Annotated in this window: 11 protein-coding genes and 1 riboswitch; all 11 genes read right to left on the bottom strand. The window is 68.7% G+C overall.

What is annotated here, in order from left to right:
• Positions 1-29 precede the first annotated feature (29 nt).
• Complete coding sequence (locus BN976_RS18220; protein ID WP_036372739.1) at positions 30-5504, bottom strand: type I polyketide synthase; 5475 nt, start codon at positions 5502-5504, stop codon at positions 30-32.
• Positions 5501-7279 (bottom strand): AMP-binding protein, encoded by a 1779-nt coding sequence (locus BN976_RS18215; RefSeq protein ID WP_036372737.1) that lies wholly within the window; start codon positions 7277-7279, stop codon positions 5501-5503. Before BN976_RS18215 ends, BN976_RS18220 begins: the two co-directional genes overlap by 4 nt.
• A gap of 554 nt (positions 7280-7833) precedes the next feature.
• Positions 7834-8577, bottom strand: coding sequence for a thioesterase II family protein (locus BN976_RS18210; RefSeq protein ID WP_036372734.1), 744 nt, complete (start codon positions 8575-8577; stop codon positions 7834-7836).
• Positions 8578-8607: 30 nt separating this feature from the next.
• Positions 8608-11460 (bottom strand): aminomethyl-transferring glycine dehydrogenase, encoded by a 2853-nt coding sequence (gene gcvP / locus BN976_RS18205; RefSeq protein WP_036372731.1) that lies wholly within the window; start codon positions 11458-11460, stop codon positions 8608-8610.
• Between the two features lie 138 nt (positions 11461-11598).
• A riboswitch (glycine riboswitch) is annotated at positions 11599-11697 on the bottom strand.
• Positions 11698-12085: 388 nt separating this feature from the next.
• Positions 12086-12709: a MerR family transcriptional regulator gene (locus BN976_RS18200; protein WP_011780339.1), complete on the bottom strand. Its 624-nt coding sequence runs from the start codon at positions 12707-12709 to the stop codon at positions 12086-12088.
• Between the two features lie 199 nt (positions 12710-12908).
• On the bottom strand, positions 12909-13403 hold the full coding sequence (locus BN976_RS18195) for a bifunctional nuclease family protein (protein WP_011780340.1): 495 nt from the start codon (positions 13401-13403) through the stop codon (positions 12909-12911).
• A gap of 47 nt (positions 13404-13450) precedes the next feature.
• Positions 13451-14185 (bottom strand): transcriptional regulator FtsR, encoded by a 735-nt coding sequence (gene ftsR, locus BN976_RS18190; protein WP_036372729.1) that lies wholly within the window; start codon positions 14183-14185, stop codon positions 13451-13453.
• A gap of 20 nt (positions 14186-14205) precedes the next feature.
• Positions 14206-14679: a glycogen accumulation regulator GarA gene (gene garA / locus BN976_RS18185; RefSeq protein ID WP_011780342.1), complete on the bottom strand. Its 474-nt coding sequence runs from the start codon at positions 14677-14679 to the stop codon at positions 14206-14208.
• A gap of 156 nt (positions 14680-14835) precedes the next feature.
• Positions 14836-15231: a glycine cleavage system protein GcvH gene (gene gcvH / locus BN976_RS18180; protein WP_036372727.1), complete on the bottom strand. Its 396-nt coding sequence runs from the start codon at positions 15229-15231 to the stop codon at positions 14836-14838.
• 20 nt (positions 15232-15251) lie between these two features.
• A complete protein-coding gene (locus BN976_RS18175) occupies positions 15252-16016 on the bottom strand; it encodes a DUF881 domain-containing protein (protein WP_036372724.1) in 765 nt (254 codons plus the stop codon).
• 2 nt (positions 16017-16018) lie between these two features.
• Entirely contained in the window at positions 16019-16351 is a 333-nt protein-coding gene (locus tag BN976_RS18170; RefSeq protein ID WP_036372721.1) for a small basic family protein, read from the bottom strand.
• Between the last annotated feature and the right edge of the window lie 19 nt (positions 16352-16370).

Raw genomic sequence — 16370 nt, 5'->3', positions numbered from 1 at the left:
GATCTCGCGCATCGGGGTAATCAGGGAAATCAGTTCTCAACGCTGTCGAACAGCGAGTCGAGCAGGCTGCCGCCCGAATCGTCGGCCACCTCGTCGTCGCCGCCGGTCTCAGGTGCGAGCTGTTGTGCGAGATAGCTCGCGAACGACTCGATCGTCGGGTGGTTGAACAGCATCGTCGCCGACAACTCCAGCCCGACCAGGCGCTCCACCTCACGGCGGATCGACATCGCCATCACCGAGTTCAGACCCATCTCCGCGAAGGGCCGGTCGGTGTGGACGTCGCTCTCGGGCAACCGCAGCTCGGTGGCCAGGATGCCGCGCAGCCCGTCCTGCAGCTCGGCCAGCAGCTCGTCCGGGGCCATCGCCGTCCAGTCCCGCGTGGGTGCGCGGTGGGTGTCGGCGGTGACCGCGGCGGCGTCCTCCGCGGACTGCATCGGCGCCATCACGACCTGGGCCACGTCGAAGCGGGTGACGAAGTCCCACGCGGCGAACGCCTCGGCCGGCACGACGGGCCGCGACCCGACCCGCTCCAGCTCGGAGACCACGACCTGGGCCTCGCTGCCGAAGCCCAGACCCTGCCAGGCCACCCAGTCCAGGCTGACCGTGTTGTCGCCCCTGTGGTGCCGCGACCGCGCCAGCGCGTCGAGGTAGGCATTGCCCGCGGCGTAGGCACCCTGTCCGGGGATGCCGAACACGGCGCCCGCCGAGGCGGCCAGATACAGGAAATCGAGGCTGCCCGGGGGGAAGAGCTCGTCGAGCACCTTGGCGCCGGCAATCTTCGGCCAGACCGTGCGGTGCACGCGGTCCGCCTCGATCTCGGTGAGCAGCTGCGCCTCCGTCATACCCGCGGCGTGGATGACGCCGCGGATCGGCGGGGCGCCGTCACCGTCGCGCTTGTCGAGCACCGCGGTCAGCGCCTCACGGGACCCGACGTCGAGTGCCACGGTGTCGACGGACACGCCGCGCAATTCCAGCGCGCGGATCGCGGCGATCTTGTGGCGCGTGTCCGCGTCGATCGACTCGTCGTCCCAGTCCCGGCGGGGCGGCAGCGGTGTCCGGCCCGCCAGCACCACGCGGCGGGCGCCGCGGTCGGCCAGCCAGTCCGCCATGAGCAGACCCAGGACGCCCATACCGCCGGTGATCAGGTAGGCGGCGTCGGGCCTGCACCGCAACGTCTCCCGGGCCGGGGCTTCGGTGAACTCGGCCAGCACGGAGGTGCGCAGCTGCCCGTCCCGCAGGATCGCGACGGACTTGACCGGTGTGGGCAGCAGTGCGGCAAGCGCCTCCGCCGAACCCGCCGGGTCCTCGCCCGCAAGGTCGACCAGCCCGCCCCACAGCTGCGGCTGTTCGGCGCCGACAACTCCGGCCAGACCCCACAGGGTGCTCTGCGGCAGCGCTGCGGCCGTGGCGGACTCGTACACCCCGCGGGTGACGATCCACAGCGTGGCCGGATTCCGCGGATCACGTTCGGCAAGTGTGCCGACCAGGTCGGCGACCTCGGTGGTGAGCCGCACCGCGACGTCCTGGTCGCTGTCTACGTCGCCGACGTCGGCGACGTAGACCACGAAGCGGGCGTCGGGGATCTCGGCGACTGCGTGTCCGTTGGCGGCGACGGCGCCGCGGACGGCGGCCGCCACATCGTCGTCACCGATGACCGCGACGGAACCGGTGTCGGGCCCGGCGTCGGCGGCGGGCGTCCACGGCTGCCAGTCGAGCCGGTGCGCGACGCGCTGGGGGTCGGCGGCGGCCGAGGTGGTGACGGTGCCGATCTCGACCGGCGTGTACCGCAGCCCGGTGATGTGGGCGTACTCCGCGCCGTCGACTCCGCCGATCGAGATGTCGACGAGCAGATCGTCGCCGTCGCGTCCGCGGCTGCGCGCCGTGATGACTCCACCGGTGCCGGTGGCGTCGTCGCCGAAACGCACGCTCTCGGCCGCCGACGGCACCATCAGGCCGGGGCTCGACGAGTCGACCAGGCGGCCGAGGTTGACCGCGGCGTCGAGCAGACCCACCAGGGAGCCGGGTGTCAGGTCGATCACGGTGCGCAGCTCGCCGGGCGCCGACTCGTGGGAGGCGACGGTCCACGGATACGCCATCCCGTCGATGCCCCAGGCGTTGTGCAGTTCGGCCAGCGCCGACGGGTCGTACCCGGACGACTGCGCAGTACCGGCCGTGGCCGGGCTGTCGGCGACCCGGTGCGCGACCCGCGCCGTGAGGTGGCGGATCCAGCGCTGGGCGGAGTCGTCCGAACCGGCGGCAGCGGTGCTCGACGAGACGGTGATGGTCTCGCCGTCGCTGACGACCTGGACCACCCGCGGTGCGTCCACCGTGATCGGGAAGTCGAACCGGACGTCGGCGACAGCACGGGCACCGGACTCGGCGGCAGCCAGCGACAGCGTCTGCAGCAGCACCGACAGCGGGACGATCTCCACTCCGGCGAACTTGTGCGGCTGCGGGTACGGCTTGGCCTGCGGCGCGAGCCGGGCCTGCCACAGATGGCCCGGCTGCGTTCCCGCGACGGCGGTGTGCGACCCCAGCACGGTGCCCGGTCGGGGCGCCGTCGCCCCCGAGGCGGTGTGCTTACGAATCGCCCAGTGGTGCGTGTGATGCCACGGCGTGGTGGGCAGCTGGATGTGCGGTTCACCGTGGTGCGGCGTCACCGGCGGGTGGCCGGTGAACGTCGCGTTGAGCGCGGTGTGGAACGTCAACGTGTCGTCGGCGTCGCGGGCCAGCGTGCCGAGGCTGACATGACTGGCCGACGACAGCGTGTCGTTGATCGCGTACGTCAGGATCGGGTTGGCGCTGACCTCGATGAACGTGCCGATCTCCTGCGCGGCGGCCGTGACTGCCTGGCTGAATTTGACCGGTTGGCGCACGTTGGCCACCCAGTAGTCGGCGTCCAGGGCCGGTTCGCCGTCGGGCTCGGTGACCGTCGACAGGAACGGGATGTTCGGCGTGCGCGGGGTGACGCCGGCCAGCGCCTCGCGCAGATCGGGCAGCACCGGATCCATCAGCGCGGTGTGGGACGCGACTTCCATGTTCACCCGGCGGGCGAACTTCTCCTGTGCGGTGACCGCGGCGATGACGGCGTCGACCTGCTCGGGCAGGCCGGCCACCACGGTCTGGCGCGGCGAGACGAAGCCCGCCACCTCGACGCTCGGATAGTCGGCGATGAAGGCGGCCGCGGCCTCGGGGTCGAGTTCGACCAGCGCGACGGCGCCCTGCCCGGCCAGCCGGGACATGATCGACGACCGCGCGGCAATGACCTTCAGCCCGTCGGCCAGGCTCAACGCCCCGGCCACCACCGCGGCGGTCACCTCACCCATCGAATGACCGATCACCGCATCCGGATGCACATCGTAGGACCGCCACAGCTCCGTCAACGCCAGCTGCAGACCCATCAGCACCGGCTGAACCTGCGCATCACCACTGACGCTCTCGCCCCCGGCGATGACGTCACGCAACGAGAAACCGACCTGCTCGACGAACACCGGCTCGATCTCGGCCAACGCGTTCGCGAACGCCGGCTCATCAACCAACAGCTGCCGGGCCATCCCCGGCCACTGCGACCCCTGACCCGAATACACGAACACCGTGCCCCGCTTGCGTGCCCCCGTCGGGGCACCCACCACGCCGGGTGCGGTCTGGCCCGCCGCCAGTGCACGCAGCCCGGCGATGGCCTGATCACGGTCGCGGGCGGCGACGGTGGCGAACTTGTTGTACTGCGAGCGATGGTGGTTCAGCGTGTGCGCCACCTCCGGCAGTGACGCCAGCGAGCCCTCTGGGCCGGCCATCCACTCGGCCAGCATGCCGGCCTCGGAGGCGATGCGCTCGGCGGTGCGCCCGGAGACCACCAGCGTGGTCACCGCGGGCTCGCCCTGGCCGTTCGTGGCGGGCGCCTTGGGCGGGGCCTGCTCGATGACCACGTGGGCGTTGGTGCCGCCGAACCCGAACGACGAGACGCCGGCGCGGCGCGGGCGCCCGGCCGGGGCGGGCCATTCGGTGTGCTCGGCGATGACCTTCAGCCGCAGGTTGTCGAACGGAATGTGCGGGTTGGGCTTCTCGTATCCGAGGTTGGCCGGGATCTGCTGGTGCTGCAGGGCCAGGACGGCCTTGATGAACCCGGCGACACCGGCGGCGGCTTCGAGGTGGCCCAGGTTGGACTTGACCGCACCGAGCAGCAGCGGCGCATCGGCGGCGCGGCCGCGGCCCAGCACGGTCCCCAGCGCGCGTGCCTCGATCGGGTCACCCAGCAGGGTGCCGGTGCCGTGCGTCTCGACGTAGTCGACATCGCGGGGTTCGACACCTGCGGCCGAGTACGCCGACCGCAGGACCGCCATCTGGGCGGCCGGGTTCGGGGCCATCAGGCCGTTGGAGCGGCCGTCCTGGTTCACCGCGGACCCGCGGATGACCGCGAGGATGCGGTCTCCGTCGCGCTGCGCGTCGGACAGCCGCTTGAGCACCGTCACCCCGCAACCCTCGCCGCGCACGAAGCCGTCGGCGCCGGCGTCGAAAGCGTGACACTGCCCGGTGCGCGACATCGCCTCGAGCTGGTCGAAGCTGCGCGTCACCGCGGGCGACAGCAGCAGGTTCACCCCGGCGGCGAGCGCCATGTTGGAGTCACCGGAGCGCAGGCTCTGGCAGGCGAGGTGGATCGTCACCAAAGACGACGAGCAGGCGGTGTCGATGGTCACCGACGGGCCGCGCAGGTCGAAGTAGTACGACACCCGGTTGGCGATGATGCTCAACGCCCCGCCCGTGCCGGACCACGAGTCGACGTCGCCGAGGTCGACGGTGGACAGATAGCCGTACTCGCCCAGACAGGCCGCCGCGAACACCCCGGTCTGCGAGTGCCGCAGCGTGTGCGCCGGGATGCCGGCGTGCTCGAGCGCCTCCTGGGTCACCTCAAGCAGCAGCCGCTGCTGAGGATCCATCTTGTCGGCCTCGCTCGGCGAGATCTCGAAGAACTCGGCGTCGAATGCGTCCAGGTCGCGCAGGAACGCGCCCCAGCGGGTCGTGCCCGCCAGCGCCGCCGCGGCCTCCGGGGTGTTGATCTGGAAGGACTCCCAGCGCTCCTCGGGCACCTGCCGGACCGCCGAACGGCCTTCCATCAGGAACCGCCAGTACGCATCCGGACCCGTGATGTTGCCGTCGAGGCCGTCCCCTCCAGGAAATCTGCAGCCCAGGCCGATCACCGCGATCGGCTCGTCGTCGGCGCCGTAATCGCGGCTGACGACGGCCTCGGCGGCCGGCTCGACCTCACCACCGGTGAGGAACTTCGCCAGCGCGTTGATCGTCGGGTACTGCCAGAACTCCACCGGCGACACCGTGCGGCCCAGCAGCTCGGAGAGCTCGCCGGTCAGCACGACGGCGTCACTGGAACCGACGGCCAGGTCGTTCAGGGGTGCATCGAAATTGATCTCGTCGGGACTGCAACCGATGTTGGTGACCAGGTAGTCGACCAACCAGTTCCGGATTGCGTCCTCGTCGAAAGCTGAGGTCATGTAGTGACGTCCAGCCGGCTGAACTCGTCCAGTCGATAACGATCGACACAGGCCGAGCGCCGGATCTTTCCGCTAGTGGTGATCGGGATGGAACCGGGTGCCACCAGCACCAGGTCGGCGACGCGCACGCTGTGCGACCGTTTGATGGCCGAGGCCACCTCACGCTTGACCGCCCGCAGCTTGTCGAGCGCCTCGGCCTCCGAGGCGCCCTTCTTCTTCAGCTCGGCGATGGCGACGAGCTGCTCGCTGGTGTCATCGAGCACCGAGATCGCTGCGACGCGGCCCCCGGTGATCTCCTGGATGGTGGCCTCGATGTCGTCAGGGTAGTGATTACGCCCGTCGACGATCAACAGGTCCTTGATCCGGCCGATGATGAACATCTCGCCCTCGGACATCACACCCAGGTCGCCGGTCTTCAGCCACGGACCGACCGGAGTGCCCTCGGACGGATTGACGATCTCGCCACCGAACGTGCGCTCGGTCTGCTGCGGGTTACGCCAGTAACCCATCGCGACCTGGTCGCCGTGCACCCAGATCTCGCCCATCTTGCCGTCCGGGTTCTCGGTGCGCGTCTCGGGATCGACGATGCGCACGGTCGACGAGCGCGGCCGGCCATAGCTCACCAGCTCGGTTCCCGCATCGGTGCCGCACCGCTCGGCGTGGCCGGCCGACAGCTTCTCGTAGTCGAAACGCACCGTCGCCGGCGTGTGCCCGGTCGGGGCCGAGATCACGTAAAGCGTCGCCTCGGCCAGCCCGTACGACGGCCGCACCGTGGTGTCGGGCATGTTGAACTGCGCGAACCGCTGGTTGAACCGGCGGATGGTCGCCGAGTGGATGCGCTCGCTGCCGCTGATGATGCCCAGCACCTGGCCCAGGTCCAGACCTTCCATGTCGGCGTCGGACGTGCGTCGCACCGAGAGCTCGAAGGCGAAGTTGGGCGCCGCCGACCACGAGTGGGGGTTGATCGCCAGCTGCTGGATCCAGCGGGCGGGCTTCTGCAGGAACGCCACCGGGCTCATCAGCACCGCGGGTCGGCCCCACGTGCCGTCCGGCCCGTCCGGCGGGCACAGCAGCGTGGCGAAGACACCCTGGATCAGGCCCATGTCGTGGTAGAAGGGCAGCCACGACACCATCGTGGTGTCCTGGGGCGGCACGCCACCGCGGTGCGACATGTAGTCGGTGAAGATCTGCTCGAGGTTGGCGATCACGTTCTTGTGGGTCATGATCACGCCGGCCGGTGCACGCGTCGAGCCCGACGTGTACTGCAGGTAGGCAGTCTTGGGCAACGGTCCGACGTTCACCTCGACCGCGCGTGGCGAATCGAAATCGAGCGCGTCGACCTCGATGACGGCAGGCTGGGCGGCGCCCTGAAGGGCCCCGACGTAGGTCATGATGTCGCCGACGACCGCCGACGTGGTGAGCACGGCGACCGGCTGGCAGTCGCGCAGTGCGCCGTTGACGCGCTCGTCGAGCTGGCCCAGCGCGGGCACCGGCAGCGGTACCGCGATGAAGCCGGCCGCCATCGCGCCGTAGAACGCGATGATGTACTCCAGCCCCTGCGGGGCCAGGATGGCGGCGCGGTCCCCCTTGGAACCGTGACGCAGCAGCTCCTCGGCGACAACCTGGACCCTCTGGTAGACCTGGGACCACGTCAGCGTCTCGGCGAAGCCCGCGGGATCGACGTCGTAGTCGATGAACGTGTAGGCCACGTCATCGGGCTGCAGGCGCGCACGTTCGGCGAGCAAGCCAGGAATGGTCGACTCAAGCAACGGCATGGCGACGTCCTTTCACTTATCTTCTGCGCCCCGGCTTCATCGCCGCGGATGGCAAACCAGTTCGCAGCTCTCGGCCGCGCATTCCCCCGCTTGCCCGAAGGCTAACACTGACCCGTTAATAATTTCGTCTAATCCGACCATGGATTAGATCACGACTTGCTTGCCAGAGGGAAGCCGGCAGATCGGGGCAAATTTCGCCGGAACCGGGAGCACCCGAGTGCCCAGGTCGTTCCATACAGCCTGCTCACAGTTTTGCCAGATATCGGAACACCCCACCTAGTCCCCCGGTTCCGGGTTGCTCAGAGCCGTGACCGCCTGGTGAGCGGTTACGCGGGCGCAGCCACCGAATGCAGTGCTCGTATCGCCTTGACGCGTACGTAAGGCGTTTGCCAAGACTGCACGTTCGCGTCGGATTTCTTCCTGACTGGTCGGTAAGATCCTGGTCCGGCCACTTCCGGAAGGTCTCCCCACGACATGGCTCCACCCGCCGGATATGAGCTCCAACGCCCATTCCAGCGACGACACGGTGTGGTGAACACCACAGGAAACGGAAACTACTCCCGCAGCCGCGACCAGAGCTTCTGCTCCAGGTCGGGCACCAATTCCCCCAGGTGGTCATTGAGATAGAAGTGGTGACCGCTGAACTCGCGAGCGGTGAAATCGGCGGTTGTCCGCTCCGCCCACGGCTTCACCTTGTCGGCCGTGGCGATCTCGTCATCGTCGCCGTAGAACGCGTGAATCGGGCACGAGAGGGTGACGTCAGGTGGGCAGGTGTAGTTGGCGATCGCCTTGAGTCCACGCAGCGTCGGCAGGATCGCGGCCGCGAATTCCGGGTTCTTCATGAACTCGGGATTGGCACCGGTCATCGAGCTGACCGCCGCGAGCAGACCTTCGTCGTCGTCGGGGATGTCCTCGTACCCGACCCGGCCGGGCGCTGCGACCGCTGACACGAACAGTGCGGCGATGGGGCGCCCCGCCTCCTCGAAGCGGCGGGCCACCTCGAACGCCAGCAAACCGCCCATGCTGTGCCCGAAGAAGGCGATAGGGGGTCCATCGACGCCACCTTCTTTGTCCGGCGAGACCATCTTGCAGACCTCGTCGGCCAGCGCAGGCAGGCTGGTGAACGACGCGAAGTCCTGCTTACCCCGCTGCCCCGGGTACTGCACCGCGACCCGCTTGATGTCGGTCGCGAAGGTCTTGGCGAACGGAACGTAGTACTGCGCCGACCCGCCCGCGTGCGGAAAGATGAACAACTTCGGCTGACCCGCCGAACTCTCCCCAGCCCCTCCTGTGGTCATGCCGTCACCCTATAGCCCGTCCACCACCGGTCACGCGAACGCCTCTACCGGCGGGCACGAGCAGACCAGGTTGCGGTCGCCGTAGGCGCCGTCGATGCGCCGCACGGGCGGCCACACCTTGGGCCGGAAGCCCTTGCCCAGCGGGTAGGCGGCCTGCTCGCGTGTGTACGGGTGGTGCCAGTCCTCGACCAGCAGACTCCCGGCGGTGTGCGGTGCTCCGCGCAGCGGGTTGTCGTCAACGGACCACATCCCGGAACCGACCTTGTCGATCTCGCCGCGGATCGCGATCATCGCCTCACAGAACGCGTCGACCTCGGCCAGCGACTCGCTCTCGGTGGGCTCGACCATCAACGTGCCCGCGACGGGGAAACTCATCGTCGGTGCGTGGAAGCCGTAATCGGCGAGCCGCTTGGCGACGTCGTCCACCGTCACTCCGGTGGCCTTCGTGATCGCACGCAGATCGAGGATGCACTCGTGCGCCACCATGCCGTTCTCCCCGGTGTAGAGCACCGGGTAGTACTCGTCGAGGCGGCGGGCGATGTAGTTGGCCGACGCGATCGCCACCAGCGAGGCCGACCGCAGTCCCTGCGCGCCCATCATCCGGATGTAGGCCCACGTGATCGGCAGGATCGACGCCGAACCGTACGGGGCGGCCGACACCGTGTGTTCATCGGAGAGCTCGTCGGCCAGCGGATGCCCGGGCAGATAGGGCGCCAGGTGCGAGCGCACCGCGACCGGACCCACACCCGGGCCACCGCCACCGTGCGGGATGCAGAACGTCTTGTGCAGGTTCAGGTGGCTGACGTCGCCGCCGAACCTGCCGGGACGGGCCAGCCCCACCAGCGCGTTCAGGTTGGCACCGTCGACGTAGACCTGACCGCCCGCGTCGTGCACCGCGGCGCAGATCTCGGCGATGTCATGCTCGTAGACGCCGTGCGTCGACGGATAGGTGATCATCAACGCGGCCAGTCGTTCGGCGTGCTCGGTGACCTTGGCGCGCAGATCGTCGAGGTCGACGTCGCCGTTGGCGCGGCACGCGACGACCACGACCTGCATGCCGACCATCGCCGCGGAGGCGGCGTTGGTGCCGTGTGCGCTCGCCGGGATCAGGCACACGGTGCGGTCGGTGTCTCCGCGCGCCGCGTGGTAGGCCCGGATCGCCAGCAGCCCGGCGTACTCCCCCTGCGAGCCGGCGTTGGGCTGCAGCGAGATCTCGTCATAGCCCGTGATGCCGGTGAGCCACCCCTGCAGATCGGCGATCAGGCGGCGGATTCCGGGGGTGTCCGATGCGGGAGCGAACGGATGCTGACGGGCGAACTCCGGCCAGGTGATCGGCTCCATCTCCGCGGCCGCGTTGAGTTTCATGGTGCACGAGCCCAGCGGAATCATGCTGCGGTCCAACGCGATGTCCTTGTCCGCCAGCGCACGCAGATAGCGCATCATCTCGGTTTCGGTGCGGTACCTGGTGAACGCCGGGTGGGTGAGGAACTCCGAGGTCCTGGTGGCGATCGAGGCGGCGGTGACGTCCCCGCCGACCGTCGGCTCGGCCGAGAACGCGGCGAGTACGTCGGCGACGTGGCCGTCCGTGGTGGCCTCGTCGCACGACACCGAGATGTGGTCGTCGTCGACGAGCCAGACGTTGATGCCGCGCTCCTTGGCGGCGGCGCGCACCTCGCTCGCGCGTCCCGGCACCCGGGCCAGCACGGTGTCGAAGAACGACGGGTGCACCACCTCGATGCCCGCGCCGGACAGGCCGGCGGCCAGCGCCGACGCCTGCGCATGCACGCGCAGGGCGATCGCCCGCAGCCCGTCCGCGCCGTGATAGCTGGCGTACATCGCCGCCATCACGGCCAGCAGCACCTGTGCCGTGCAGATGTTACTGGTGGCCTTGTCGCGCCTGATGTGCTGTTCGCGGGTCTGCAACGCCAATCGGAACGCTGCGGCACCGTCGGCATCCACCGACACCCCGACCAGCCGGCCGGGCAATTGACGGGCGTGCTTGGAATGCACCGCAAGGTATCCCGCGTGCGGTCCGCCGAATCCCATCGGCACCCCGAAGCGCTGGGTCGTTCCGAACGCGACGTCGGCGCCGATCTCACCCGGCGGGGCGATCAGTGTCAGCGCGAGCAGGTCCGCACCGACAGCGATCAGGGCGCCGCGGTCGTGGGCCTGGGTGACCAGTTCGGACCAGTCGGTGATCGCGCCGCCGGCGCCCGGCAGCTGCACGATCACGCCGAAGAAGTCACCGTCGGGCAGGCCGTGGCGCAGATCGGCGGTCACGATCTCGATGCCGAGCGGTTCGGCGCGGGTGGCAAGCACCGCGGCCGTCTGCGCGTAGACGTCGCTGTCGACCACCAGACGGTTGGACGGTCCGCGCACGGCGCGGTGCATCAGCGTCATCGCCTCGGCGGCAGCGGTCCCCTCGTCGAGCATCGACGCGTTGGCGACCTCGAGGCCGGTCAGGTCGCTGACCATCGTCTGAAAGTTGAGCAGCGCCTCGAGCCGGCCCTGGCTGATCTCGGGCTGGTACGGCGTGTAGGCGGTGTACCACGCCGGGTTCTCAAGGATGTTGCGACGCAACACCGGCGGGGTGAGCGTGTCGTAGAACCCCTGCCCGATCATCGACACCGCGACGGTGTTCGACTCGGCCAGCGCACGCAGTTCGGCCAGCGCCTCGTGTTCGGTGGCGGCCGGCGGCAGATGCTCGAGCCCCGGCGCGGTGCCGGCCCCGGTCAGCGGATCGAGGATCCCGGCGGGCAGCGCCTTGGCCGCGAGATCGTCAAGGGAGCTGACGCCGATGGTGCCGAGCAGGGTCGCGACGGCGTGCGCGTCGGGCCCGATGTGCCGGTCGACGAAGGAGGGGGTGCGGAACTGATCTGACACGTGACGACGTCTCCCGGGAGCGCGAACGAACGGCTCCTCCCCCTCTGTCGTCGACCCGGTCCGGGCTGCCTGAGAGTTTCGGCCGGCTGGGCCTTTCCCCATGGGCGGGTGCCAACACACCACTTTCCAGAGGCATCGGGGCCTGGCGCGGTCCTGGGTGCCTGAGAGGTTGACGGAGAGGTATTGCTCCTTCGGCGTCCGTGGCTGGCGGCAACGGAACTCTCCCGCACAGGGCGATGCGCCAGCTATCATACCGCCCTGCCGGATCGAGTGCCGCCCACACCGATGCCGTGGCGCCGCCGCCGTCCCGGCGGGACGCCGCCGTCTTCGCCACTGCCGGGCCCACGGCGCCGCGGATGTCCGCTGCCCGCGAGAGATGGCGAGCAGAGGAACGACCCGAAGCCGCCAAAGATGGATCGGAACTGATTATTGCCCAATGGTTTTCGGCGATCTCCCGCGCTGCACGCAGGATTGAGCTCTAACCACCGTTTCCGCAGAAGATGTCTCGCTGCCCCTTGACGAAATCCTCGACGCACCAACACTTTTCGCATCGACACACCACGATGCCGTCCCTCGCGGCCCGGCGCGCAACAAAAAAGGGCCGCCGCAGCGACCCTGATTCGGCTCAGCCGATCTTGCGATCCCTGCTCTTGCGCCGCGAGGCCAGCTCGTCCTCCGGAGCGGAGATCGACTCGCCGCCGTCGGCGCGCTCACCTGGGAAGTCGGCGATCGCACCGGTGAGCTCGCGCATCGCACCCGATACCGCGATGCCGAACACACCCTGGCCGCCCTGCAGCAGGTCGACCACTTCCTCGGCGGAGGTGCACTCGTACACCGTGGTGCCGTCCGAGAACAGCGTGATGTTGGCCAGATCCTGCACCCCGCGCTGGCGCAGGTGGTCCACCGCGACGCGGATGTTGTGCAGGGAGATCCCGGTGTCGAGCAGGCGCTTGACGATCTTGAGGACCAGGATGTCCTTGAACGAGTACAGCCGCTGGCTGCCCGATCCCGCCGCGCCGCGGATGGACGGAACGACCAGCGAGGTCCGCGCCCAGTAGTCGAGCTGACGGTAGGTGATGCCGGCGATCTGGCAGGCGCTGGGACCGCGGTAGCCGACCAGTTCGTCCGGCACCGAATCGTCGGGGAACAGGCCCGCCTGCACGGGCTCGGCGACCACTCGGGGCAGAGGGTCCGGCTGCGGGGAGCTGCCGGTCAGGTCCAACTCCTCCTGGCGTGGAGTGTCTCCCACTTTTCGATTCCTCTCGCCGATCGAACCCGCATCCATGCCCTGCGTGGGCGCACTTCCACCCGGCCCGAACTTCGTTCGAGCATACGCTTGAGGGCGCTCCGTGACTGCCCGTCGGGACCAAGTATGGCTGCCCAATTCGGTGTTTGAAAAAACCTGACCCGCGTGTCGGATGCGACGAGACGCATCCGTGACCAACCCCTCAGGTGGCCTTGAAGTCGTCCGGCGACACGCTGTCGAGGAACTCCTTGAACTTCTCCACCTCGTCCTCGCGCACCGTCCCGCCGGCCTCCTCGTCACCCTCGTCGGGGATCAGCAACCCGGCCTCGGCCAGCACGGCTTCCTCGACGTAGATCGGCACGCCGACGCGCAGCGCGATCGCCACGGAGTCCGACGGCCGCGCCGAGACCTTGATGTCGCGATCGAAGACGAGATCCGCGTAGAAGGTCCCCTCCTGCAGATCGACGATGCGCACCTCTTTGAGCGAATGACCGAGGGCCGCAATGACATCACGGAACAGGTCGTGGGTCATCGGTCGCAGCGGCTCGACCCCCTGCTGTTCCAGGGCGATCGCCGCGGCCTCGGACTGACCGATCCAGATCGGCAGATACCGGTCCCCGTTCGATTCCCGCAGCAGCAGGACAGGCTGGTTCTGGGGCGGCTCCACTCGAATGCCGATCACACGAACCTCACCCATGTGCCTACCTCCGGACGCCGACGAACCCGTCTCCGCAAGTCTAGTCCTCAGCGATCCAGGACGTCGCGTACCGCCGACTTGATCAATGACGTGTGCAACGTGATCGCCAGCGCCGCCACCTCCCGCGCCAGGTCGTCGGCCCGGTCCCGGGCCCCGGCCTTACCGCCCTTGACCACCGGGCCTGCGATCTGTGCGATCAGATCCGACTGCCGGTCCGCGGCGGAGCGGAATGCCCGCAGGTGACGCGGTTCCACTCCGTAGTCGGCCAACGCGCGGGCGCACTGGGCGATCACGACGGAGTGCTCGTCGAAGAAACCACCGGGTCCGGTGGTGATGATGCCGGCCTTGATCAGCGCGTTGAGCAGTTCCCCGCCGACCTCGGACCGCTCCAGCAGATCCTCCCGGCTCAGCCGCACCTGAGTGGGGCCGGCCGGGACGTCCGTGGCGTCCGTGGCGTCCCCGCCGACCGACACCAGACGCGGTGTCGCATAAGCGGATCCGAACGGGGGTAGCTCACCGTCGGGTTGCGCGTCGAGCTGCGCCTTGATCACCTTCAGCGGCAGATACTGGTCCCGCTGTGCGGTGAGGATGAAGCGCAGGCGCGCACAGTCGTAGGCGGTGAAGCGCCGGTAGCCGGATGCGGTGCGCTCGGGCGTGACGAGCCCTTCGGCCTCCAGGAATCGGATCTTGGAGATCGTCACGTCGGGGAAGTCGCCGCGCAGCAGATCCAGGACAACCCCGATCGACATCCCGTTGAGTGCAGGTGTGTCGGGTTGCGTCATGGGTTACCGGTCGGAGTCACTCAATCGGAGGCACCGCCGTCAGCGCCCTTCGGGCCGGTCAGAAAGACGAGACGGAACTTCCCGATCTGCACCTCGTCGCCGTTGGCGAGCACCGCGGAATCGACCGGTTCGCGGTTGACGTAGGTGCCGTTGAGGCTGCCCACATCCACGACCTGGAACTCACCGCTTTCGAGGCGGAACTCCGCGTGCCGGCGGCTGACGGTGACGTCATCGAGGAAGATGTCGCTGTCGGGATGGCGGCCCGCCGAGGTGGTGGGCTGATCCAACAGGAACCGTGACCCGGCGTTGGGTCCGCGCTTGACCACCAACAGCGCCGACCCGACCGGCAGGCCTTCCACACCCGAAACCGCGCTCTCGCCGCCTGCGGCGGGCGGAGCGTCGAGCTCGTTGAGAAAATCGGCGCGGAACACCGATGTCGTCTCCACGGTGACTTCGTCAGAGTCGGTCCCGGAATTGAAGTCCTTGTCCGTCACCCGCTGCTCCTCACTGGCTGCTGTGGCGATAACCGGCCGGACTCCCAGCCGATGCGCCGCTGGTGTCGACCGTACCGCGCAAACGACCGCGTTGTGTTCACCACTGCCGGATCCGCACGTCGCGTTCCGGTCTGTCTGGACGACCCTAACAACACCTCAGTCCGCCACGTGGGCGCGGTAGCCCTCCGCATCGAGCAGCGAGGCCAACCCCGCCTGCATCGACTCGGTCTCGGTCTGCAGTTCCACCAGCCAGCCCTCGCCGTACGGATCGGAGTTGACCAGCTGCGGATTGCCCTCCAGATCACCGTTGACGGCAATCACTTTCGCGGTCACCGGTGCGTAGAGGTCCGACACCGACTTCGTCGACTCGACCTCGCCGAACGACTCCCCCGCCGTGACATCGGAGCCGACATCGGGCAGCTGCACGAACACCACGTCACCGAGCGCCGACTGCGCGTAGTCGGTGATGCCGACACGAACCGTGCCGTCGCCGGTCTGCTGCACCCACTCGTGTTCGGTGGTGTAGGACAGGTCGGCGGGAATCTCGCTCACGGCGCTCCTTGATCTGTTGGTCACTTGACGGGCTGAGCGTATTGGCGCGCTTTCGGTTGCCGCAAGGCGGTGACGTCGACCCGGTCGGATTGTTGTACCACCATCGTGCCGCCGACGCGTTCGATGCTGTCCATCGCGCCGCCCGGGATGTTCATCGCCGCAGCGAGCGTGGGCGGATCCCCAATCGCCAGAACCGAATACACCGGACCCACGGTGGCGGAGTCGATGACCAACGCCCCCGGGCCGCCGACGACCCAGGTGTCCACCCCGATCCGCACCGAGACCTGCTGACCGCCTTGCTCACCGCGGATCTCCATCGCCTCGGCGCCCGCCGCGCGCAGCTCGTTGATGACGTCGAGCATGGTCTCGGCGGCCACCCCCTGCGCCGGATCGGTGATGGTCATCGTCACACCGGGACCGGTCGCGGCGACGGTGCCGATCAGAATCGACAGGGCGGCCAGCCGCGCCTGGGCATTCTCGATCGCGGCCTGATCACTGCTTCCGGATGCCTGCAGCTGGGTCAGCGTGCGCTGCAGGTCGGCCACCTCCGTGTTCAGCGCGGCCTCGCGCTGCTGCAGCGAGTCCAGAAGTACCAGCAGATCGGCGGGCCGCGCGGTCTCCAGCGAGTCACCGGATTCGGTCTGCCGGACCTGGGTGGCGATGGCCACCCCGAGCAGCAGGCACAACAGCACGGCGAGCACCCCGAACACGGCCTGAGACCGCCCGCCCCTGGCCGGTGCGGCACCGTCGTCGGGCGGAAGTTCGTGGCGTCCGTGCTCGCTCATCGTCAGGCCCCGAACAGCCTGCGTCGCAGCGCGGCGGCGTTGCCGAAGATCCGGATCCCGAGCACGACGATGATCGCGGTCGACAGCTGGGTGCCGACCCCGAGTTGATCGCCGACATAGACGATCAGGGCCGCCACAAGCACGTTGAACACGAACGACACCACGAACACCTTGGAGTCGAAGATGCTCTCCAGGTAGGCCCGCAGCCCGCCGAACACCGCGTCGAGAGCCGCCACCACCGCGATCGGCAGATACGGCTGGGCGAACTCGGGGACGTCCGGATGGAACACCACACCGAGCACGATGCCGACGACGAGCGCGACGATGCCGATCAAGAGAGGACGCCCATCGAAC

This window comes from Mycolicibacterium austroafricanum, from assembly GCF_000612725.1.
Classification (GTDB): domain Bacteria; phylum Actinomycetota; class Actinomycetes; order Mycobacteriales; family Mycobacteriaceae; genus Mycobacterium; species Mycobacterium austroafricanum.
Note: the sequence above shows the minus strand (reverse complement) of the source record. Positions and strands in the feature narration are given on the sequence as shown.